The following is a 21,220-nucleotide window of genomic DNA, read 5'->3' on the forward strand; positions in this document are numbered from 1 at the left end:
TTCCCGCTTTTTTCCGCATGGTTTCGCGTAAAAAACAGGCAGCGTTGACGCCGTGAGGCGACCGTTACTCGCTGGGGGTAAGAATTATACGGGCTGGCGGATAAAGCGCAAGGATCGCCCGGGATCTTTATTAGATCGTTTAAGCAAAAAAGCCGCTTTGCTCATTAATTTTTTCAATATGCGCGCGAAAACCTGCAGCACTTCTCCAGGATCGTTTACACTTAGCCGATTCTGGATCATCCTGTGGATAAATCGGGAAGAATCTGTGAGAAACAGAAGATCTCTCGCGCAGTTTAGGCTATGATCCGCGGTCCTGATCGTTTCATTGGATCCTGATCGGGCATATAACCGCAGACAGCGGTTCGTGCGTCACCCTCTTGCAGGGTCTTTTCGACGTGCGCCAACAATCATGAATGTTTCAGCCTTTGTCATTTATCGACTTTTGTTCGAGTGGAGTCCGCCGTGTCACTTTCGCTTTGGCAGCAGTGTCTTGCCCGATTGCAGGATGAGTTACCAGCCACAGAATTCAGTATGTGGATACGCCCGTTGCAGGCGGAACTGAGCGATAACACGCTGGCTTTGTATGCGCCAAACCGTTTTGTGCTCGATTGGGTAAGGGATAAATACCTTAACAACATCAATGGATTACTGAATAGCTTCTGTGGTGCGGATGCCCCGCAGCTGCGTTTTGAAGTCGGTACAAAACCCGTCACGCAAACGCTGAAGACGCCGGTTAATAACGTTGTGGCGCCTGCGTATGTCGCGCAACAAGTACAGCCGCAACGTGCCGCACCGGCGGCGCGCCCGGGCTGGGATAACGTCCCCGCTCCGGCAGAACACACCTATCGCTCTAACGTTAACGTCAAACATACGTTTGATAACTTCGTTGAAGGTAAATCTAACCAACTGGCGCGCGCGGCGGCACGTCAGGTGGCGGACAATCCTGGCGGTGCCTACAATCCTTTATTCCTGTATGGCGGTACGGGCCTGGGTAAAACCCACCTGTTGCATGCCGTCGGTAACGGGATCATGGCACGCAAGCCGAATGCGAAAGTGGTGTATATGCACTCCGAGCGTTTTGTCCAGGACATGGTTAAGGCCCTGCAAAACAATGCGATCGAAGAGTTTAAACGCTACTACCGTTCTGTTGATGCGTTGCTGATTGACGATATTCAATTCTTTGCCAACAAAGAACGATCTCAGGAAGAGTTTTTCCACACCTTCAATGCCCTATTGGAAGGTAATCAGCAGATCATCCTGACATCGGATCGCTATCCGAAAGAGATCAACGGTGTTGAAGATCGTCTGAAATCCCGCTTCGGCTGGGGACTGACTGTCGCGATCGAACCGCCAGAGCTGGAAACGCGAGTGGCGATCCTGATGAAGAAAGCGGACGAAAACGACATTCGTCTGCCGGGCGAGGTGGCGTTCTTTATTGCCAAGCGTCTACGCTCTAACGTGCGTGAACTGGAAGGCGCACTGAACCGAGTGATTGCCAACGCCAACTTTACCGGCCGGGCGATCACTATCGACTTTGTGCGTGAAGCGCTGCGCGATCTGCTGGCATTGCAGGAAAAACTGGTCACCATCGACAATATCCAAAAGACGGTGGCGGAGTACTACAAAATCAAAATTGCGGATCTGCTTTCTAAGCGTCGATCTCGCTCGGTAGCTCGCCCGCGTCAGATGGCGATGGCGCTGGCAAAAGAGCTCACCAACCACAGTCTGCCGGAAATTGGCGACGCGTTTGGTGGGCGTGACCATACTACCGTGCTTCATGCCTGCCGCAAGATTGAGCAGTTGCGTGAAGAAAGCCATGATATTAAAGAAGATTTCTCCAATTTAATCAGAACATTATCTTCGTGACGCTATGAAATTTACCGTTGAACGTGAACATTTATTAAAACCGCTTCAGCAGGTCAGCGGCCCGCTGGGTGGTCGTCCTACACTGCCGATTCTCGGAAATCTGTTGCTACAGGTTGCGGATGGTACGCTTTCTCTGACCGGTACCGATCTTGAAATGGAAATGGTGGCACGCGTTGCGCTGATTCAGCCTCATGAACCAGGTGCGACTACCGTTCCGGCACGTAAATTTTTCGACATTTGTCGTGGGCTGCCGGAAGGGGCTGAAATCGCCGTTCAACTGGAAGGCGACCGCATGCTGGTGCGTTCTGGCCGCAGCCGTTTCTCACTTTCCACGCTACCTGCCGCCGACTTTCCGAATCTGGATGACTGGCAGAGCGAAGTTGAATTCACCCTACCGCAGGCCACAATGAAGCGCCTGATTGAGGCCACGCAGTTTTCAATGGCTCATCAGGACGTGCGCTATTACTTAAACGGCATGCTGTTTGAAACCGAAGGTGAAGAGTTGCGTACCGTGGCGACCGATGGTCACCGTCTGGCAGTCTGCTCTATGCCGGTTGGACAATCTCTGCCCAACCATTCGGTGATTGTGCCGCGTAAAGGTGTTATTGAGCTGATGCGTATGCTTGACGGCGGCGACAACCCGCTGCGAGTGCAAATTGGCAGCAACAACATCCGAGCACACGTCGGTGACTTTATTTTCACTTCCAAGCTGGTTGACGGTCGTTTCCCGGATTATCGCCGCGTGCTACCGAAGAACCCGGACAAACACCTGGAAGCAGGCTGCGATATTCTCAAGCAGGCATTTGCCCGTGCGGCGATCCTCTCTAATGAGAAGTTCCGCGGCGTGCGTCTGTACGTCAGTGAGAATCAGCTCAAAATCACGGCGAACAACCCGGAACAGGAAGAAGCAGAAGAGATCCTCGACGTCACCTACCCAGGAACTGAAATGGAAATCGGCTTCAATGTTAGCTACGTGCTGGATGTACTGAACGCACTGAAGTGCGAAAACGTCCGTATTATGCTGACTGATTCTGTTTCCAGCGTGCAGATTGAAGATGCCGCATCACAGTCGGCTGCCTATGTTGTTATGCCAATGAGACTGTAGTGGAAAATAGCGGGCTATCTTACTTGCCATTTTCAACCTGGGCTGTGCTCGCCCCTGTCACGTACTTCGTGTACGCTCCAGGGGCTGTGCGCAGGCCGCGTTGAAGCTGGCTGCGCCGATCGCCCTGGCCTGAAGAAACCCTGATATGTCACTAACGCGCCTTCTCATTAAAGATTTCCGCAATATTGAAAGCGCGGATCTTGCTTTATCTCCTGGCTTTAACTTCCTGGTAGGAGCTAACGGCAGCGGCAAAACCAGCGTGCTGGAAGCTATCTATACGCTGGGCCACGGTCGGGCGTTTCGCAGTTTGCAGATTGGTCGTGTCATTCGTCACGAGCAGGAGTCGTTTGTATTACACGGGCGTTTGCAGGGTACGGAGCGTGAAACGTCGATTGGCCTGACAAAAGATAAGCTGGGTGACAGCAAAGTGCGCATTGACGGCACCGACGGTCATAAGGTTGCAGAACTGGCACACCTGATGCCAATGCAGCTGATTACGCCTGAGGGGTTTACTTTACTCAACGGCGGCCCCAAATACAGGAGAGCATTCCTTGACTGGGGGTGCTTTCACAATGAAGCCGGATTTTTCACCGCCTGGAGCAACCTTAAGCGTCTGCTCAAGCAGCGCAATGCGGCGCTGCGCCAGGTGAGTCGTTATGAGCAACTACGTCCGTGGGATAAAGAACTGATCCCGCTGGCGGAACAAATCAGTACCTGGCGCGCGGAGTACAGCGCCGGTATCGCGCAGGATATGGCGGATACCTGCCAGCAGTTTCTTCCCGAGTTCTCTCTCTCTTTCTCTTTCCAGCGTGGCTGGGAGAAAGAGACTGATTACGCAGAGGTGCTGGAACGCAGTTTTGAACGTGACCGCATGTTGACTTACACCGCGCACGGTCCGCATAAAGCGGATTTCCGTATACGCGCTGACGGTGCGCCGGTGGAAGATACGTTGTCTCGTGGACAGTTAAAGCTGCTGATGTGCGCCTTGCGTCTGGCGCAAGGGGAGTTCCTGACCCGTGAAAGCGGACGGCGCTGCCTGTACCTGATAGATGATTTTGCCTCTGAACTGGATGATGCGCGCCGCGGACTGCTTGCCAGTCGCTTAAAAGCCACGCAATCTCAGGTCTTTGTCAGCGCAATTAGCGCTGAACACGTTCTGGACATGTCGGACAAAAATTCGAAGATGTTCACCGTGGAAAAGGGTAAAATAACGGATTAACCCAAGATAAAATGAGCGAGAAACGTTGATGTCGAATTCTTATGACTCCTCCAGTATCAAAGTCCTGAAAGGACTGGATGCGGTGCGTAAGCGCCCGGGTATGTATATCGGCGACACGGATGACGGCACCGGTCTGCACCACATGGTATTCGAGGTGGTAGATAACGCTATCGACGAAGCGCTCGCGGGTCACTGTAAAGATATCGTCGTGACGATTCACGCTGACAACTCCGTGTCCGTTACCGATGATGGCCGTGGTATCCCAACCGGGATTCACCCTGAAGAGGGCGTTTCGGCGGCAGAAGTTATCATGACCGTTCTGCACGCAGGCGGTAAATTCGATGATAACTCTTATAAAGTGTCCGGCGGTCTGCACGGCGTAGGTGTTTCCGTGGTTAACGCCCTGTCGCAGAAACTGGAGCTGGTGATTCGTCGTGAAGGCAAAGTGCATCAGCAAACTTACGTGCACGGCGTGCCGCAAGCGCCGCTGGCGGTAACCGGTGAGACCGAAGCTACGGGTACCCAGGTACGTTTCTGGCCAAGCCATGAAACTTTCACCAATGTCGTTGAATTTGAATACGATATTCTGGCGAAACGCCTGCGCGAGCTGTCATTCCTGAACTCCGGCGTATCCATCCGCCTGCGTGATAAGCGCGACGGCAAAGAAGACCATTTCCACTACGAAGGCGGCATTAAGGCGTTTGTTGAATACCTCAACAAAAATAAAACGCCGATCCACCCGAATATCTTCTACTTCTCTACTGAAAAAGACGGTATCGGCGTTGAAGTTGCGCTGCAGTGGAATGATGGTTTCCAGGAAAACATCTACTGCTTCACCAACAACATTCCGCAGCGTGATGGCGGTACTCACCTTGCAGGCTTCCGTGCGGCGATGACCCGTACTCTGAACGCCTACATGGACAAAGAAGGCTACAGCAAAAAAGCGAAAGTCAGTGCCACTGGTGACGATGCCCGTGAAGGTTTGATTGCCGTTGTTTCCGTAAAAGTGCCGGATCCGAAATTCTCTTCGCAGACCAAAGACAAGCTGGTCTCCTCCGAGGTTAAATCAGCGGTAGAACAGCAGATGAACGAACTGCTGAGCGAATACCTGCTGGAAAATCCGTCGGACGCGAAAATCGTCGTTGGCAAAATCATCGACGCTGCGCGCGCGCGCGAAGCTGCACGTCGTGCTCGTGAAATGACTCGCCGTAAAGGCGCGCTGGACTTAGCGGGTCTGCCGGGCAAACTGGCAGACTGTCAGGAGCGTGACCCGGCCCACTCTGAACTGTACCTGGTGGAAGGGGACTCCGCGGGCGGCTCTGCGAAGCAGGGACGTAACCGTAAGAACCAGGCGATTCTGCCGCTGAAAGGTAAAATCCTCAACGTTGAGAAGGCACGCTTCGACAAGATGCTTTCTTCTCAGGAAGTGGCGACGCTGATTACTGCGCTCGGTTGCGGCATCGGTCGCGACGAGTACAACCCGGATAAACTGCGCTACCACAGCATTATCATCATGACCGATGCGGACGTCGACGGCTCGCACATCCGTACGCTGCTGTTGACCTTCTTCTATCGTCAGATGCCGGAAATCGTAGAGCGTGGCCACGTCTACATTGCCCAGCCGCCGCTGTACAAAGTGAAGAAAGGGAAGCAGGAACAGTACATCAAAGATGATGAAGCGATGGATCAATACCAGATCTCTATCGCCCTTGATGGTGCTACGTTGCATACAAATGCCCACGCTCCGGCGCTGGCAGGTGAAGCACTGGAAAAACTGGTCTCTGAGTACAATGCTACGCAGAAAATGATTGGTCGCATGGAGCGTCGCTATCCTCGCTCACTGCTGAAGGAACTGGTGTACCAACCGACGCTGGCTGAAGCCGATCTGGCTGATGAAGCTAAAGTAACGGCCTGGGTTTCTCAGCTGGTTAACGTGCTGAATGAAAATGAAATGCACGGTAGCACCTGGAATAGCATCGTGCGTAAGGACGCTGAACTGAACCTGTTCGAACCGGTGATCCGCGTACGTACTCACGGTGTTGATACCGATTACCCGCTGGAGCATGAGTTTGTGACTGGTGGTGAATACCGTCGTCTTTGCACGTTGGGTGAGAAACTGCGCGGCCTGATCGAAGACGATGCGTTTATCGAACGTGGTGAGCGTCGTCAGCCTGTTGCCAGCTTCGAGCAGGCACTGGACTGGCTGGTGAAAGAGTCCCGTCGTGGTTTGTCTATTCAGCGTTATAAAGGTCTGGGTGAAATGAACCCGGAACAGCTGTGGGAAACCACCATGGATCCGGAAAGCCGCCGCATGCTGCGCGTGACGGTGAAAGACGCGATTGCTGCTGACCAGTTGTTCACTACGTTGATGGGTGACGCCGTTGAACCGCGTCGTGCGTTTATCGAAGAGAACGCCCTGAAAGCGGCAAACATCGATATCTAATCGTTATCCTGGATGAATCTACCCGGTTGTGTTGTGCAACCGGGTATTTTTTTGCCCACAAAAGGGGAATCCTGGTTCCTCTTCCTATCCCTTTTTCGTTGCTGTTTTTTGAGCGGAATCGCGTTAGCATGAGGATGGACTCATTTAATCCGGGGAACTCATGGCTATCAAACTTATTGCTATCGATATGGATGGCACACTTCTGCTGCCCGATCACACCATTTCACCTGCGGTCAAAACGGCGATTGCCGCTGCGCGCGCGCGTGGTATAAACGTGGTGCTGACCACCGGTCGCCCGTATGCCGGCGTCCATAGCTACCTGAAAGAACTTCACATGGAACAACCCGGTGACTACTGCATTACCTACAACGGTGCGCTGGTGCAGAAAGCGGGGGATGGCAGTACCGTTGCACAAACGGCGCTGAGCTATGATGATTATCGTTACCTGGAACAGCTGTCTCGTGAAGTGGGTTCACACTTCCACGCACTCGATCGCAACACGCTTTATACGGCTAACCGCGATATTAGTTACTACACGGTGCATGAATCTTTTGTCGCGACCATTCCGCTGGTGTTCTGCGAAGCAGAGAAGATGGATCCGGCAACCCAGTTCCTGAAAGTGATGATGATTGACGAGCCAGAGATCCTCGATAAAGCGATAGCGCGTATTCCGGCTGAAGTGAAAGAGAAGTATACCGTGCTGAAAAGTGCGCCGTACTTCCTCGAAATTCTGGATAAACGTGTCAATAAAGGCACCGGTGTAAAATCACTGGCGGATGCGCTGGGAATCAAAGCCGAAGAGGTCATGGCGATAGGCGATCAGGAAAATGACATCGCGATGCTCGAGTACGCAGGTATGGGTGTTGCAATGGACAACGCCATTCCGTCTGTGAAAGAGATTGCCAACTTCGTGACGAAATCCAACCTTGAAGACGGCGTGGCGTATGCCATTGAGAAGTTTGCGCTGAAATAAGTCAGCCACTTTTATTTACAGCCCGCGCTGGTCTATATCTCCGCTGTTGCCCTGATTGGCGCGATGTCATACATCCTGCTGGTTGGTGATGTGAAACGCGTAGGTTAATGCTCTTCAATCAGCCCGCCGGGTGTCACGGTGGGCTGCTCTTCCTGACCTGACGGGATATGTGCAACGCCGCTTTGCATTATCCATTTACGTGCTTGTGCTGATGTTAATGCCCGACTCTTAAGGATCTTGCCATACAGCTTGATACGCAGTTTGCGGGTGGCTTTGCGGTAAGCGTTATTGATATCTGGCGCTTCCTGCAGGAGTACGCATTTCAGGATCTCCGCGCTGTCCAGCGCATAGCTAATTCCCTCCAGCGAGCTGGCGCTGATAAATCCGGCAGCTTCACCAATCAGAAATGCGTTTTTTTCACCGCAGACAAAGTCCGACCAGCGTGATGGGAACAGCACCGTGCATTTCTCGCTTTTTACCGGTTTACCGAACTGAAAATGGAACGTCTCCATCTTTGTTTTCAGCGCTTCAAAGCGTGCCTGACCATCCTTCATTGGGTATGCGCCACCGAAGATAAAAAATCCGTCTTTGCTGATACTCCAGGAGTAACAGTCCGTAGCATCGTTATCAAAAATACACGAGTAAAACGGTACGGGATGTTGTTCAGCAAACCACTGCTGAATGGCGACATATTTACGGATTTGATGTTGTGGGTAGAGATGACGGCGCACCAGTGAATTCGCTCCGTCGGCACCGACCAGATAACGGGCTGTAATCTGCTGTTCCCAACCGTCTGCGCGGAATATCACATGCCATTTACCGTCCTCGTGCCAGATTTTTCGACACAGGCTGTCGTGGTAAATTCTCACATCATCAGGAATAAGAGATTTCAGCCATAAATCAAAAGCATGTCGGTTAATGTTGATGTAGCTACGCTGGTAATTGCGCGTTAGTGATGCCGCTGTATCGATCGTTTTAACACTAAAAATCTGCGGGTTGGCGATGACATCAACGGGTAGCGTAATTCCGTCGCGGATAAACGATCTCTGGGCATCAGGAGCAAGCAAACCACCGCAGGGTTTGGTAAATCCTTCATTTCCACACTGGCGTTTTTTATCCAGTGCAATCACACGCATTTTTCCGCTCAACTGTCGCGCCAGCGCTGCACCTGCCGGGCCTAAGCCGATAATCGCTACGTCAAAATGTTCCATCTTTCTGTCCGCAATAATTAAGATAGCGATACGCTAAAGCCTGAAAGTGAAGTCCTTGTGAAGTATGATTGCTTAAATCGTCTTGTATCAGGGCTCTTCATGAAGCAAATCACCTTTACGCCGCGTAATCATCAGCTTACCAATATCAACACCTGGACCCCGGACAGCCAGTGGCTGGTTTTTGATGTTCGTCCTTCCGGCGCATCGTTTACCGGTGAGACGATTGAACGCGTTAATATTCATACCGGCGAGCTTGAGGTGGTTTATCGCGCTACGCAGGGGGCGCATGTCGGCGTAGTGACCGTTCATCCAAAATCGGAAAAATATGTTTTTATTCATGGGCCTGAGAATCCAGATGAACACTGGCGTTACGATTTCCATCATCGCCGTGGCGTGATTGCTGGACCGCGTGGGGTGGTTAATCTGGATGCTATGGATATTACCTCGCCGTACACGCCAGGAGCGTTGCGCGGCGGTAGTCATGTCCATGTCTTCAGCCCGAACGGAGAGTTTGTCAGCTTCACCTACAACGACCATGTATTGCATGAACGCGATCCGGCGCTGGATTTACGTAACGTTGGGGTGGCTGCACCTTATGGGCCGGTGAACGTATCCGCACAGCACCCGCGTGAGTACAGCGGTAGCTACTGGTGCGTACTGGTGAGCCAGACTACGCCTGCGCCACGACCGGGCAGCGATGAGATAAACCGCGCCTACGAAGAAGGTTGGGTGGGAAATCATACGCTGGCGTTTATTGGTGACACGTTGTCTGTAAATGGCGAGAAAGTTCCGGAGCTGTTCATCGTTGATATACCGAGGAATGAAGGCGGCTGGAAACAGCCAGGTTATGCGCCTCTGGAAGGGACTGAATCGACAATGCCAGCACCGCCATCTGGTGTGGCTCAGCGTCGCCTGACGTTTACACATAACCGCGCCTTTCCAGGGCTGGTGAATCAGCCCCGCCATTGGGTGCGCAGTAATCCAAAGGCGTCTGAAATTGCGTTTCTGATGCGTGATGATAGCGGTGTTGTGCAGCTGTGGCTGATATCACCACAGGGCGGTGTACCTCGTCAGCTTACGCGATGTACTACGGATATTCAGTCAGCGTTCAACTGGCATCCGTCGGGAAAATGGCTGGGATTTGTGCTGGAAAACCGAATTGTCTGCTGTGATGCGCAGACCGGAAAAATTGATTATTTAACCGAGCGTCACGGTAATCCACCTTCCGCAGATGCGATCGTGTTCTCACCTGATGGTCAACAGGTCGCGTGGATGGAGGATGTCGAGGGTTTCCGTCAGCTATGGGTGGCGGAAACCGGGCGGTAACTTAAGGGGCGGGCATACTCGCCGGGGGGATAACGGAGTTGGTGACTTGCGTTCTCTCCTCACTCCTTTCTACGCGGGATCTGACTGAGTTATCTGAACGGAAAAGATCCCACGGGAGTAGTATCGTATCCAGGACGGCGGTAAATGGCATATCCAGAATGGCCAGCGACTTTGTTCCCCAGTTTGTATCGCTTTCGCTTATCATCGTAGCGCTGGCGCGAGTGCCAGGATAGGTCCCCTCTTTGCCCCCGGTATGCGACATTACGCTGGAGCAGCCACTCACTAAGACCATCGCGCTGTACATTATCACTGTTAACAACATTTTTTTTATCATCATTTATTCATCTGTTAATCATCGGTATTTGCCTGATGAGTTATCGCGATCCATTGCGAAAAATAACGTCACCATCATGTCGCACTACGGCGGCTATCGCACTCTAACGACAACGACTGTCCACCCAGTGTATGCAATAGACAACAAACTGCAAAAAAAGTCAGATGAATACGCTTGAAAAGTTTGTATTAAGACCCATTTTTAGGATGTAGACACATGAAGGGCACGCCTGATGGGTGTCCTGGCTACCTGACCTGTCCATGATGGAAGGTCTAACATTCTCGCTGATTTCAGGAGCTATTGATTATGCGTAACTTTGACTTATCCCCACTGTACCGTTCTGCAATTGGTTTTGATCGTCTGTTTAACCTTCTGGAAAGCAATCAGAGCCAGAGCAATGGTGGCTACCCTCCGTATAACGTTGAGCTGGTAGACGAAAACCATTATCGCATTGCGATTGCCGTTGCGGGCTTTGCTGAAAGCGAGCTGGAGATTACCGCCCAGGATAATTTGCTGGTGGTAAAAGGCGCTCATGCGGACGAGCAAAAAGAACGTACTTACCTGTATCAGGGTATTGCCGAGCGCAACTTTGAACGCAAGTTCCAGTTGGCTGAGAACATTCATGTTCGTGGTGCAAACCTGGTGAACGGTCTGCTGTATATCGAGCTTGAGCGCGTGATCCCGGAAGCGAACAAACCGCGCCGTATCGAAATCAACTAATTCTGTTGGGCCGCGTCAGGCGGCCTGCTATCCCATGCTCGCCGTCAGGGAGCATATGCGAATCCTTGGATTCGCAGGTACTTACTCGCTTCTTAGAAGGAGAAATGACTATGCGTAATTACGACTTATCCCCACTGCTGCGTCAATGGATTGGTTTTGACAAACTGGCCAACGCTTTGCAAAACAGCGGTGAAAGCCAGAGCTTCCCACCCTATAACATCGAAAAGAGCGATGATAACCACTACCGCATTACCCTTGCGTTAGCTGGTTTCCGCCAGGAAGATCTGGATATTCAACTGGAAGGCACTCGCCTGACCGTGAAAGGCACGCCGCAGCAGCCGGATAAAGAGACCAAATGGCTGCACCAGGGGCTGGTAACTCAGTCCTTTAGCCTGAGTTTTACTCTGGCAGAAAATATGGAAGTCTCCGGCGCAAGCTTCACTAATGGTTTGCTGCACATCGATTTAATTCGCAATGAGCCAGAAACTATTCCGCCGCAGCGGATTGCCATTAGCGAACGTCCCGCATTAAATAGCTAATTAGCTCCTTGCCTTTGCCCCGCCAGAAATGACGGGGCTTTTTTTGTGCTTTACCACCCATACTTTGCGCCTGTACTCTGCCAGAATCCATTTACTTAATGATGTTATTCACAGGGAACAGGATAATGAGTGATATAGCATTGACGGTCAGCGTTCTGGCATTGGTGGCGGTTGTCGGGTTATGGATCGGCAACATCAAAATACGCGGCGTTGGTTTTGGCATCGGGGGCGTGCTGTTCGGCGGTATCATTGTCGGGCATTTTGTCGATCAGGCAGGGATGACTCTGAGCGGTGACATGCTGCATTTTATTCAGGAGTTTGGCCTGATACTGTTTGTGTATACCATCGGAATTCAGGTGGGGCCGGGCTTCTTTGCTTCTCTGCGGGTTTCGGGCTTACGCCTGAATCTTTTCGCCGTCCTGATCGTCATTATGGGGGGGCTGGTCACCGCTCTTCTGCATAAGATTTTTGCCATTCCTCTTCCTGTCGTGCTGGGAATATTCTCCGGTGCGGTCACCAATACCCCGGCGCTGGGCGCGGGGCAGCAAATTCTGCGCGATTTGGGTACACCTGTTGATATCGTAGATCAGATGGGGATGAGCTATGCCATGGCTTATCCTTTCGGTATTTGCGGTATCTTGCTCACTATGTGGTTGATGCGTCTTATTTTTCGCGTCAATGTTGAGGCAGAGGCTAAGCAGCATGAATCAACGCTTACTAACGGACATGCGCTGATTCAGACGATGAACATTCGTGTTGAGAACCCGAACCTCAACAATATGGCAATTCAGGATGTGCCTATTCTGAATAGCGATAAAATCATCTGCTCTCGTCTGAAACGTGAAGAGACGTTGATGGTGCCGTCGCCGGGGACGATTATCCAATTGGGCGACTTGTTACATCTGGTTGGGCAGCCTGCCGACCTGCACAACGCGCAGGTCGTGATTGGGCAGGAAGTGGATACCTCTCTGTCGACGCGGGGAACAGATTTGCGCGTTGAGCGCGTGGTGGTGACTAACGAGCAGGTACTTGGTAAACGGATCCGTGACCTGCACTTTAAAGAGCGCTACGACGTGGTGATCTCTCGACTGAACCGTGCGGGCGTTGAGTTGGTCGCCAGCAGTGATGCCAGTTTGCAGTTTGGGGATATTCTCAATCTGGTTGGACGCCCCTCGTCCATCGATGCCGTTGCCAATGTCGTGGGTAACGCGCAGCAAAAACTGCAACAGGTGCAGATGTTGCCAGTGTTTATCGGCATCGGGCTTGGGGTTTTGTTGGGGTCCATTCCGTTGTTTATCCCAGGCTTCCCGGTGGCGTTAAAGCTAGGTCTGGCCGGTGGTCCGCTGATTATGGCGCTGATACTTGGACGTATTGGCAGCATCGGCAAGCTGTACTGGTTTATGCCGCCGAGCGCCAACCTGGCGCTGCGTGAGTTAGGTATTGTGCTCTTTCTGGCGGTAGTTGGCCTGAAGTCAGGTGGTGATTTTGTCGATACGTTGATGCAGGGAGATGGTCTGAGTTGGGTTGGCTATGGCATCTTTATCACCGCTATTCCGCTGATTACCGTCGGGATACTGGCGCGTATCTTCGCCAAAATGAACTACCTGACGCTGTGCGGAATGCTGGCTGGTTCCATGACCGATCCACCTGCGCTGGCGTTTGCCAACAACCTCCATGCTACCAGCGGTGCGGCAGCGCTCTCTTATGCCACGGTTTATCCACTGGTGATGTTCCTGCGTATTATTACTCCACAGCTGCTGGCAGTGATTTTCTGGGGAATGGGATAAGTATTTTAACTCACTGAAGATATTGCTCTTATCCGGCCTACAAGATCTATTTTGTAGGCCTTTCCTTTGTCTGAATCACATTACGCAGCCTAACGTTTGAGAATCGGGTTCATACTCCTTTACTGTTCCGGTATAACGACCAGATAACAACATTGAAGGAGTTGTGATGAAGATTTCCCTCCTCGGAGAAGCGCCAGATTACCGTTTCTCGCTGGCAAATGAGCGTACTTTTCTGGCGTGGATCCGTACCGCGCTGGGGTTTCTGGCCGCGGGTGTCGGCCTGGACCAACTGGCACCGGATTTCGCCACGCCGGTCATTCGAGAACTGTTGGCTCTGCTGCTGTGCTTGTTTGCGGGCGGTCTGGCGATTTATGGTTACTTGCGCTGGCTGCGTAATGAAAAGGCAATGCGTCTGAAAGAGGACTTGCCGTACACCCATAGCCTTTTGATAATCAGCCTGATTTTGATGTTTGTCGCGGTGATTGTGATGGGGCTGGTATTGTATGCCGGATAGCCGTAAATCGCGGCGTATTGCCGATCCCGGGCTGCAACCGGAGCGTACATCGCTTGCCTGGCTTCGAACTCTTCTTGGCTACGGCGCATTAATGGCGCTGGCGTTGAAGCATAACTGGCATCAGGTGGGATTTCTCTTCTTGGTTTCTCTCGGTGTACTGGAGATCGTGGCGATAATTCTCTGGCGCTATACCCGCAGTCGTAATCTGATGGACGTTGCACATAACGATTTTTCTGAATCTCGTGCGGTGCGTGACAAATTTATGATCTCTCTCGCGGTGTTATCTCTCGCAATACTGTTTGCTGTAACACACGTTCGCCAACTTATCGTATTTATCGGGGATTTTGCATGACGGGGTGTGAGGACATGGATGTTAGTGAGGGGGGGATTAAGATGGTGGTGGTGGATCACCAGAAATGTCAGTACCCTATTGATTTATATCGAAACTTACAGAAAGACGGCGTTCGTTCTGTGCAGTTTATTCCCCTGGTTGAACGTGATGAAAAAGGCAACCTGACAGCTGAATCTGTTTCTTCAGAAGACTGGGGACGGTTTTTAAATACGGTATTTGATATATGGGTTCGTGAGGATATTACTCGAATATCCATTCCACTGTTCGATAACACGCTGAATCGGTGGTGTGGTCGGACGGGACAAGCCGATCGACAGACGATTTCACTGCTGAGTACGCGCTGTCAGTCATGTTCCTTGCTGCAATTCTATCGTGGCGATTGCCCGGCATATTGTGATGATGGGAAGGGGGGACTGTGCGCAGGTTATCAAGCGTTCTTTGACCACACCGCCCCGCATATGCGCGTCATGCGCGACTTGCTTAAACAGCATCGCTCACCGATGGAACTGATGGCGATGCTGCGTTAAGGTCAACGGCGTTTAACGTCCTTTAGCGAGGTACTGCGCCATTTCTTCATCCGGCACCATACCGCCGCCGGTGGCCCAGACCAGATGGGTGGCGTTATTGAGCTGCTCTGCGCTGAATCCGTGCATCTGCTGATAGTCAGCAGAATTGCATACGCGCTGAGGACCGGCCATGCCCGCCAGAGCTGAAGGCTCCAGGCGAATACCTTCCTCCTGTGCCAGCCAGCCCAGCATATCGTACATAGTCTGGTCATCAAGAGTGTACAGGCCATCAAGCAGACGCTCCATTGCGCGGCCTACAAAACCCGAAGCGCGACCGACTGCCAGACCATCTGCCGCGGTCAGGTTGTCGATACCAATCTCCTGAACGGAAATCGTATCGTGCAACCCGGTGTAAACTCCCAGCAGCATGCACGGTGAATGGGTTGGCTCAGCAAAGAAGCAGTGCACGTTATCGCCGAACGCTAATTTCAGGCCAAACGCCACGCCGCCAGGTCCGCCGCCCACACCGCACGGTAGATAGACAAATAACGGATGTTCGGCATCCACCACGCGACCTTGCTGTGCAAACTGTGCCTTCAGACGTTGTCCGGCAACCGCATAGCCCAGGAACAATGTGCGGGAGTTTTCGTCATCGATAAAGAAGCAGTTGGGATCGGATTCTGCCGCCTTGCGACCCTGTTCAACAGCAACGCCGTAATCTTCTTCGTACTCAACTACCGTTACTCCGTGGCTGCGCAGTTTGGCTTTTTTCCATGCACGGGCGTCAGCAGACATATGTACAGTTACCTTAAAGCCAATGCAGGCGCTCATAATGCCGATCGACATTCCCAGGTTACCGGTTGAGCCTACCGCGATGCTGTACTGGCTGAAAAACTGTTTGAACTCAGGAGATAGCAGGATGCTGTAATCATCGTCGGTGGTTAGCAGACCAGCTTCCAGCGCCAGTTTTTCGGCGTGAGTCAGCACTTCATAAATACCGCCACGGGCTTTAATCGAGCCAGAAATTGGCAGGTGGCTGTCTTTTTTCAGCAGTATTTCGCCGCAAATACTCTGGCCGTACTCTTTTTCCAGCCGTTTTTGCATCGCAGGAATAGCGGCTAGCTCAGATTCGATGATGCCGCCGGTTGCAGCGGTTTCCGGGAATGCTTTCGCCAAATACGGTGCAAAACGAGCCAGACGGGCGTGAGCATCCTGCACATCGTGCTCCGTCAGACCCACGTAGGGTAAACCTTCCGCAAGAGAGGTGGTGCCCGGGTTAAACCAGGTCGTTTCTTTGAGTGCGACCAGATCCTCCACTAAAGGATACTGGGCGATGAGTTTTTGCATGTTTTCCATAGTACGTCTCTTTGCGCTTAGATGATAAAGGAAAGCAGGAATGTGCACGCTAGTGCAATCACCGACGCGATAAATGTCGCGGTCGTATAGTATTTAAACGTCTCATTCAGGGTAGCGCCGCAGTACTGCTTCACCAGCCAGAAGAGAGAATCTGTGACGATTGTGCAGCCAATTGCGCCAGAACCGATGGCAATAGTGATGATCTCCGGGCTGACGTTGGGGTAGAGCGGTAGCATCGGAGCAACAATCGCCGTTGCGCCCATCATCGCTACCGTAGCTGAACCCACTGCGGCATGCAGGATCAATGCCACCAGCCAGGCCAGCAGAATCGGGTGCATATGCATGTTGGAGAGGATCAGTGCCAGGGTATCCGCCAGGCCGCTGCTTTTGAGGATAGCGTTGAATGCGCCACCGGCACCGATAATCAGCAGAATGTTAGCAATTGAGCCAAACCCGTTCTCAGTATGGGTCAGCAGTGTGCTCATGCCGATATGCTGGCGCAGGCCGAGAATGTAATAGGCCACGAAGACGGCGATAAACATTGCTGTGATCGGATTACCGATAAACTCCAGCAGCGTATATACCGTACTGCCTTTCGCCATGTTCAGTTCAGCGACTGTTTTCACCAGCATCAGACCAATTGGCAACAGTACGGTAAACAGCGTTGCACCCAGTGATGGCAGCGTGTTTTCGTCTCGTACTTTGAGGTCGGAAAACTCGGCTGGTACTGGTTTAAACGGCAGGCGGTTACCGAGGAATTTGAGGTACAGCGGCCCACCAATCAGGGATGCCATCAGTCCAACAAGTAAACCATAAACGATAACAGTACCTAGATCCGCGCCCAGTTTATTCGCCACAAACAAGGCTGCCGGGTGTGGCGGTACTACACAATGCACCGCCATCAGTGCAGTACACAGCGGAATAGCCAGCTTCAGTAATGAGGTATTCGTTTTTTTGGCAATTGAAAATGCCAGAGGAATCAGAAGCACCACGCCGACTTCAACAAACAGCGTAATACCGCAAATCAGCCCAACCAGCACCATAATGACGTCAGCAGAAAGCCAGCGGCAGCGTTGAAGCGTCAGGCCGATGCGTTCCGCTGCGCCAGAAACCTCCATCATTTTACCAAGAATGGTTCCCAGACCGATAACCGCGGCGAGGAATCCCAGTGTGCCACCGATGCCACTCTCAATGGCATTGACCATATCCAGCGGCCCCATGCCCATCATCGTACCCACGAAGAAACTGGCTAACAGCAGCGCCAGAAACGGATGGAATTTAAACTTCACGATGGTCAAAACGATCAACACGATGCTTATCAGCAGCGTGCTCACAACCCAGATTTGAGAGTGCATATCTCACCTTGCCCTGTGATTAACATAGGTTACATTGGACAAAAAAACGGCATGGGCTGACAAACGATAAAATTGGCCTTTCACATGAGCCAAATTGAATCAAATTGGTGATTTAGGTCTTATTATGGCTGGTTTATGCGACATGCTTCACTTTGAATCATCTTTGTGCTGATTTTTTCAGCGCGTTTTTTTACACTCCGGCTAAAAATTCAGGATGACGGAGATAAATATGGATCCCCTGCGTGATGTCAGAAATCGTCTGCTCAATGGCTGGCAGCTATCAAAACTCTATACCTTTGAGGTGGCGGCCAGACATCAGTCTTTTGCGCTGGCGGCAGACGAACTGTCGTTAAGCCCGAGCGCCGTCAGCCATCGTATTAATCAGCTCGAAGAGGAGTTGGGCATCCAGTTGTTTGTTCGTTCACATCGCAAAGTGGAACTCACTCATGAAGGTAAGCGAGTGTTCTGGGCGCTGAAATCATCGCTGGATACACTCAACCAGGAAATTCTCGATATCAAGAATCAGGAGCTGTCAGGGACGCTCACCGTTTATTCACGCCCCTCCATTGCCCAGTGTTGGCTGGTTCCGGCTCTCGGTGACTTTACCCGCCGCTATCCATCGATTTCACTGACGATATTGACCGGAAATGACAACGTCAATTTGCAACGAGCCGGGATCGATCTGGCCATCTATTTTGACGATGCACCTTCCGCGCAACTCACTCACCATTTTCTGATGGATGAAGCGATAGTACCGGTATGCAGCCCGGACTATGCTCGCCGCTATGAGCTGGCAGGGTCTTTGGTGAACCTGCCACATTGCACGCTGCTGCACGACAGGCAGGCGTGGAGCAACGACTCGGGTACCGATGAGTGGCACAGTTGGGCGCAGCATTTTTCAGTGAATTTGCCGACATCGTCTGGTATTGGCTTTGATCGTTCTGATTTAGCGGTGATTGCGGCAATGAACCACATTGGTGTGGCAATGGGGAGAAAGAGGCTGGTGCAAAAACGTCTCGACAGCGGTGAGCTGATCGCCCCTTTTGGTGATATGGCGCTGAAATGTCATCAGCATTATTACATCACCACGCTGCCAGGCAGACAGTGGCCAAAAATCGAGGCGTTTATCGGCTGGCTGCAAGAACAGGTATGATGATAATTATTACGTTTTCGCTCTACACCTGATACCAGAGATTGTGCTAAATACGTGATATCACTCCCGGTTAATGCCTGAGGACAACCGTGTTAAAGCCGCTCATTTCTCTCATGTTGCTGTCCAGTGCCGCTGTGTATGCGGCTGAACCGCCGTTAACGGCTGAACACTACGCGCAACAGCTTGGAGTAGGAATGGACGTCGACTGGGCGCGCACTGAAAGGGGGATCCGTGAGTTCGATCCGCTGGTGGTGCGGGATTTTCGGGCGCAGGGGCTAACTCATGTGCGGATTCGCGTTGCGGGCGAGCCAACAGAGGCCAGGCTTATCCATCTGCGTAAGCTGGTGGAAGCCTGTGAGCAATATGGCGTGATCCCGATAATTGCTTATCAGGCGGATGAGTACAAAAAAGACCCTTCTACCGGAAATGAAAAAGAGGTCGTTAACTGGTGGGTGGCTGTGGCGCATTACTTTGGTCAAAGCTCACCGCTATTGGGTTTTGACCTGATCTATGAACCTGCCGATAAATTAAATCATAATCAGGCATCCCTCAATCGGGTGTATGACAAAACGATTCGCATGATTCATGCCATCGACCCGCAGCGTATGATTTTTGTCGCACCACGCCTGCGCGCCGCGCCGGAAGATTTACCAAACCTGAAGCTACCGCCGCAAAGTCAGAGTTACGTTCTGGCTGAATGGCATATTTTTCCGTGGGGGCCGCTAAAAAATAACGGGAAATACCCGTGGACATCGGGTACAACGGCGGAAAAGGCTGCCATTCGTGCCCGAATTAACAGTGCTATTCACTGGCAGCAGAAAACGGGTCATGTCAGTTGGGTCGGTGGCTGGGCACCCGGTGAAACCATCAAAAACGCGCCTTCCGCTGCGCAGTACGCGTTTGCCAGATTTATGGCATGTGAATTGAAGAAAGCGAAAATTCCCTATGCCATCAATACCAATACACAGTTTTATGATGGCGAGGAAGGAGCCTGGCGTCCGGCGCTGGAACCGTTAATGAAGATGATGATCATGCCGGAGTGTGAAAAGCCCGGCGATAAACCGGGCCATCATTCGCTTAAACCGCCTGCCCCTGATGAGACACACGTGATGCCAGCGGCAACCAGCACACAAAAATCAGTAGCCCCATAAGGGTCATCAGCAGGCCAAGACTGGCCTGTCCGGTTTGCGGCAGCATCGCGGAGAGCCATGCCAGCACGCCGGAACCAATGTTTTGTAAACCGCCGACCAGCGCTCCGGCTGTACCTGCCAGAAACGGGAAAGGCTCCATTGCGCCGCTGGTTGCCAGCGGGAACAGCATTCCGGCACCAAAGAAAAACAATGCGGCGGGAACCAGCAGTGTCCAGACGTTCATCACGTCAAACAGGCCAGGGATCCACATCATCAGCCCGGCTACCAGACAGCAGGTAACGGACTGCCACATCAGCGTCGAGAAGCGCTTGTTTGGGCGACCGGCGAACCACGCGCCGAAAAACGCCGCAGGAATAGGCAGAATAAACAGAATACTGACCGCCATGCTGCTTAAGCCTAAAACAGCGCCCATTAATACCCCGGAGCAGGCTTCGAAGACCGCAACGCCCGCCAGACCGCCAATCAGCATCAGCACGTAACAAGTGAATGCACCGTTGCCAAACAAGGTTTTGTAGCTGGCGATAAGCCGTGGGCGAGGTGCACCCGCAGGTCGCGTTTCAGGCATCCAGCGTGCCATGCTAAAGGTAACGCCCGCGCACAGAATCAACAGGAAAATATAGCAGGCGCGCCAGTTCCACAGGGTATCCAACATGCCGCCAATCAGCGGTGCCAACAGTGGGCTGACGAGGATCCCCATATTTAACAAGCTGTTGGCATGACGCAACTGAGTGCCTTCATACAGATCTCGCGGTAAAGTTCGCGCCATTACACCGCCGACCCCTGTTCCCATTCCCTGTATAGCGCTGGCGATAATCAGTATCGTCAGGCTGTGGGTTGTAATGGCTACCAGCGTTGCCAGCATAAAAATGGACATCCCAGTGAGGATAACCGGGCGACGCCCTACGCGGTCAGAAAGAGGGCCGTAAAACAGCTGTGACACGCCGTAGGTCAGCAGGTAAGCGGCCATTACGCTTTGCACTGCCCCTTCACGAACGTTCAGTTCACGCGCCATATCGGCAATAGCGGGGATATAAATGGTTTGGGCCATTTGTCCGACCGCCACCAGTAGTACCAACATCAACAACAAATTGACGCTTCTATGCCTTTTCATTTCGCTGATTACTTTTCAAAAATAGAAAAAATAAGAATAAGGTGCTGCTAATTCCCGTAAATTCGCGTGGAATCTACCACATTAAAAAAAGAAGACCATATTCAGAACTGCAATGATCGGGAGGTGAACGGCAGGAAATGTAAACAAAAAGCGGCAATAAATGTTGCCGGAATGAATGGTGATGGCGATGACAGGATAG

19 protein-coding genes, 1 pseudogene and 1 other annotated feature are annotated in these 21,220 nt (G+C 52.0%); of the genes and pseudogenes, 15 read left to right on the forward strand and 5 right to left on the reverse strand.

From position 1 onward, the window contains the following. Positions 1-462: 462 nt before the first annotated feature. From dnaA to LG384_RS17665, 6 genes and pseudogenes are all read left to right on the forward strand, one after another. Positions 463-1,866: a chromosomal replication initiator protein DnaA gene (gene dnaA, locus LG384_RS17640; RefSeq protein WP_045448960.1), complete on the forward strand. Its 1,404-nt coding sequence runs from the start codon at positions 463-465 to the stop codon at positions 1,864-1,866. A gap of 4 nt (positions 1,867-1,870) precedes the next feature. Next, complete coding sequence (gene dnaN, locus LG384_RS17645; RefSeq protein WP_045448958.1) at positions 1,871-2,971, forward strand: DNA polymerase III subunit beta; 1,101 nt, start codon at positions 1,871-1,873, stop codon at positions 2,969-2,971. A gap of 145 nt (positions 2,972-3,116) precedes the next feature. Further along, a complete protein-coding gene (gene recF, locus LG384_RS17650; protein WP_045448956.1) occupies positions 3,117-4,190 on the forward strand; it encodes a DNA replication/repair protein RecF in 1,074 nt (357 codons plus the stop codon). Positions 4,191-4,218: 28 nt separating this feature from the next. Next, entirely contained in the window at positions 4,219-6,633 is a 2,415-nt protein-coding gene (gene gyrB, locus LG384_RS17655) for a DNA topoisomerase (ATP-hydrolyzing) subunit B (RefSeq protein ID WP_045448955.1), read from the forward strand. A gap of 160 nt (positions 6,634-6,793) precedes the next feature. After that, positions 6,794-7,606 carry a sugar-phosphatase gene (yidA, locus tag LG384_RS17660; RefSeq protein ID WP_045448953.1) on the forward strand — a complete coding sequence of 271 codons (813 nt, stop codon included), beginning with the start codon at positions 6,794-6,796 and terminating at the stop codon, positions 7,604-7,606. Between the two features lie 21 nt (positions 7,607-7,627). Next, positions 7,628-7,714 (forward strand): annotated as a pseudogene (locus LG384_RS17665) (hypothetical protein); the annotation flags it as partial. On the opposite strand, the gene cbrA reads toward LG384_RS17665, so the two are convergent. Further along, a complete protein-coding gene (gene cbrA, locus LG384_RS17670; protein ID WP_225761324.1) occupies positions 7,711-8,817 on the reverse strand; it encodes a colicin M resistance lipid reductase CbrA in 1,107 nt (368 codons plus the stop codon). The pseudogene LG384_RS17665 and the gene cbrA overlap by 4 nt on opposite strands. A gap of 99 nt (positions 8,818-8,916) precedes the next feature. Here cbrA and LG384_RS17675 point away from each other — a divergent pair, with 99 nt between their 5' ends. Further along, on the forward strand, positions 8,917-10,143 hold the full coding sequence (locus LG384_RS17675) for a DUF3748 domain-containing protein (protein WP_225761325.1): 1,227 nt from the start codon (positions 8,917-8,919) through the stop codon (positions 10,141-10,143). Position 10,144: 1 nt separating this feature from the next. On the opposite strand, the gene LG384_RS17680 is transcribed toward LG384_RS17675, so the two are convergent. Beyond that, the gene (locus LG384_RS17680; protein WP_190284582.1) at positions 10,145-10,477 is read right to left on the reverse strand and encodes a YceK/YidQ family lipoprotein; all 333 of its coding nucleotides are present in this window, start codon (positions 10,475-10,477) and stop codon (positions 10,145-10,147) included. Between the two features lie 240 nt (positions 10,478-10,717). Then, positions 10,718-10,790 (forward strand) — a sequence feature (ROSE (Repression Of Heat Shock gene Expression) occurs in the 5'-region of heat shock genes and acts as an RNA thermometer to modulate expression.). Here LG384_RS17680 and ibpA point away from each other — a divergent pair. The 6 genes from ibpA to LG384_RS17710 all read left to right on the forward strand — a co-directional run bounded on the left by ibpA (position 10,784) and on the right by LG384_RS17710 (position 14,916). Then, positions 10,784-11,197, forward strand: coding sequence for a small heat shock chaperone IbpA (ibpA, locus tag LG384_RS17685; RefSeq protein WP_045448945.1), 414 nt, complete (start codon positions 10,784-10,786; stop codon positions 11,195-11,197). Its footprint overlaps the feature before it by 7 nt. Positions 11,198-11,307: 110 nt before the next feature. Beyond that, positions 11,308-11,736, forward strand: a complete 429-nt coding sequence (gene ibpB, locus LG384_RS17690) for a small heat shock chaperone IbpB (RefSeq protein ID WP_045448943.1) — start codon at positions 11,308-11,310, stop codon at positions 11,734-11,736. Positions 11,737-11,861: 125 nt separating this feature from the next. Then, a complete protein-coding gene (locus LG384_RS17695; protein WP_045448941.1) occupies positions 11,862-13,523 on the forward strand; it encodes a putative transporter in 1,662 nt (553 codons plus the stop codon). 166 nt (positions 13,524-13,689) lie between these two features. Further along, positions 13,690-14,037, forward strand: a complete 348-nt coding sequence (locus LG384_RS17700) for a YidH family protein (RefSeq protein ID WP_045448938.1) — start codon at positions 13,690-13,692, stop codon at positions 14,035-14,037. Further along, positions 14,027-14,389 carry a DUF202 domain-containing protein gene (locus tag LG384_RS17705; RefSeq protein WP_225761326.1) on the forward strand — a complete coding sequence of 121 codons (363 nt, stop codon included), beginning with the start codon at positions 14,027-14,029 and terminating at the stop codon, positions 14,387-14,389. Before LG384_RS17700 ends, LG384_RS17705 begins: the two co-directional genes overlap by 11 nt. Then, on the forward strand, positions 14,386-14,916 hold the full coding sequence (locus tag LG384_RS17710) for a radical SAM protein (protein WP_225761327.1): 531 nt from the start codon (positions 14,386-14,388) through the stop codon (positions 14,914-14,916). Before LG384_RS17705 ends, LG384_RS17710 begins: the two co-directional genes overlap by 4 nt. 12 nt (positions 14,917-14,928) lie before the next feature. On the opposite strand, the gene dsdA is transcribed toward LG384_RS17710, so the two are convergent. Together dsdA and dsdX are read right to left on the reverse strand one after the other, a co-directional pair. Then, entirely contained in the window at positions 14,929-16,251 is a 1,323-nt protein-coding gene (gene dsdA, locus LG384_RS17715; RefSeq protein WP_045448935.1) for a D-serine ammonia-lyase, read from the reverse strand. Positions 16,252-16,268: 17 nt separating this feature from the next. Then, entirely contained in the window at positions 16,269-17,606 is a 1,338-nt protein-coding gene (dsdX, locus tag LG384_RS17720) for a D-serine transporter DsdX (protein WP_045448933.1), read from the reverse strand. A gap of 229 nt (positions 17,607-17,835) precedes the next feature. On the opposite strand from dsdX, the gene dsdC reads away from it, so the two are divergent. Both dsdC and LG384_RS17730 read left to right on the forward strand, forming a co-directional pair. Continuing rightward, positions 17,836-18,759 carry a DNA-binding transcriptional regulator DsdC gene (gene dsdC, locus LG384_RS17725; protein ID WP_045448930.1) on the forward strand — a complete coding sequence of 308 codons (924 nt, stop codon included), beginning with the start codon at positions 17,836-17,838 and terminating at the stop codon, positions 18,757-18,759. Positions 18,760-18,848: 89 nt separating this feature from the next. Continuing rightward, complete coding sequence (locus tag LG384_RS17730) at positions 18,849-19,910, forward strand: cellulase family glycosylhydrolase (protein ID WP_225761328.1); 1,062 nt, start codon at positions 18,849-18,851, stop codon at positions 19,908-19,910. On the opposite strand, the gene emrD is transcribed toward LG384_RS17730, so the two are convergent. After that, the gene (gene emrD / locus LG384_RS17735; RefSeq protein ID WP_045448926.1) at positions 19,837-21,021 is read right to left on the reverse strand and encodes a multidrug efflux MFS transporter EmrD; all 1,185 of its coding nucleotides are present in this window, start codon (positions 21,019-21,021) and stop codon (positions 19,837-19,839) included. The two genes, LG384_RS17730 and emrD, sit on opposite strands and share 74 nt — an antisense overlap. Between the last annotated feature and the right edge of the window lie 199 nt (positions 21,022-21,220).

The sequence above is a fragment of the Citrobacter sp. Marseille-Q3906 genome (assembly GCF_916618775.1).
Taxonomy (GTDB): Bacteria; Pseudomonadota; Gammaproteobacteria; order Enterobacterales; family Enterobacteriaceae; genus Citrobacter; species Citrobacter murliniae.

Excerpts from the sequence above, each read along its gene's own strand:
- dsdC (WP_045448930.1), top strand. The coding sequence starts at position 17,836 with ATGGATCCCCTGCGTGATGTCAGAAATCGTCTGCTCAATGGCTGGCAG.
- LG384_RS17695 (WP_045448941.1), top strand. The coding sequence starts at position 11,862 with ATGAGTGATATAGCATTGACGGTCAGCGTTCTGGCATTGGTGGCGGTT.
- recF (WP_045448956.1), top strand. The coding sequence starts at position 3,117 with ATGTCACTAACGCGCCTTCTCATTAAAGATTTCCGCAATATTGAAAGC.
- emrD (WP_045448926.1), bottom strand. The coding sequence starts at position 21,021 with ATGAAAAGGCATAGAAGCGTCAATTTGTTGTTGATGTTGGTACTACTG.
- ibpB (WP_045448943.1), top strand. The coding sequence starts at position 11,308 with ATGCGTAATTACGACTTATCCCCACTGCTGCGTCAATGGATTGGTTTT.
- LG384_RS17700 (WP_045448938.1), top strand. The coding sequence starts at position 13,690 with ATGAAGATTTCCCTCCTCGGAGAAGCGCCAGATTACCGTTTCTCGCTG.
- LG384_RS17675 (WP_225761325.1), top strand. The coding sequence starts at position 8,917 with ATGAAGCAAATCACCTTTACGCCGCGTAATCATCAGCTTACCAATATC.
- yidA (WP_045448953.1), top strand. The coding sequence starts at position 6,794 with ATGGCTATCAAACTTATTGCTATCGATATGGATGGCACACTTCTGCTG.
- dnaN (WP_045448958.1), top strand. The coding sequence starts at position 1,871 with ATGAAATTTACCGTTGAACGTGAACATTTATTAAAACCGCTTCAGCAG.
- LG384_RS17710 (WP_225761327.1), top strand. The coding sequence starts at position 14,386 with ATGACGGGGTGTGAGGACATGGATGTTAGTGAGGGGGGGATTAAGATG.
- cbrA (WP_225761324.1), bottom strand. The coding sequence starts at position 8,817 with ATGGAACATTTTGACGTAGCGATTATCGGCTTAGGCCCGGCAGGTGCA.
- dsdA (WP_045448935.1), bottom strand. The coding sequence starts at position 16,251 with ATGGAAAACATGCAAAAACTCATCGCCCAGTATCCTTTAGTGGAGGAT.
- gyrB (WP_045448955.1), top strand. The coding sequence starts at position 4,219 with ATGTCGAATTCTTATGACTCCTCCAGTATCAAAGTCCTGAAAGGACTG.
- LG384_RS17705 (WP_225761326.1), top strand. The coding sequence starts at position 14,027 with ATGCCGGATAGCCGTAAATCGCGGCGTATTGCCGATCCCGGGCTGCAA.
- ibpA (WP_045448945.1), top strand. The coding sequence starts at position 10,784 with ATGCGTAACTTTGACTTATCCCCACTGTACCGTTCTGCAATTGGTTTT.
- LG384_RS17680 (WP_190284582.1), bottom strand. The coding sequence starts at position 10,477 with ATGATAAAAAAAATGTTGTTAACAGTGATAATGTACAGCGCGATGGTC.
- dsdX (WP_045448933.1), bottom strand. The coding sequence starts at position 17,606 with ATGCACTCTCAAATCTGGGTTGTGAGCACGCTGCTGATAAGCATCGTG.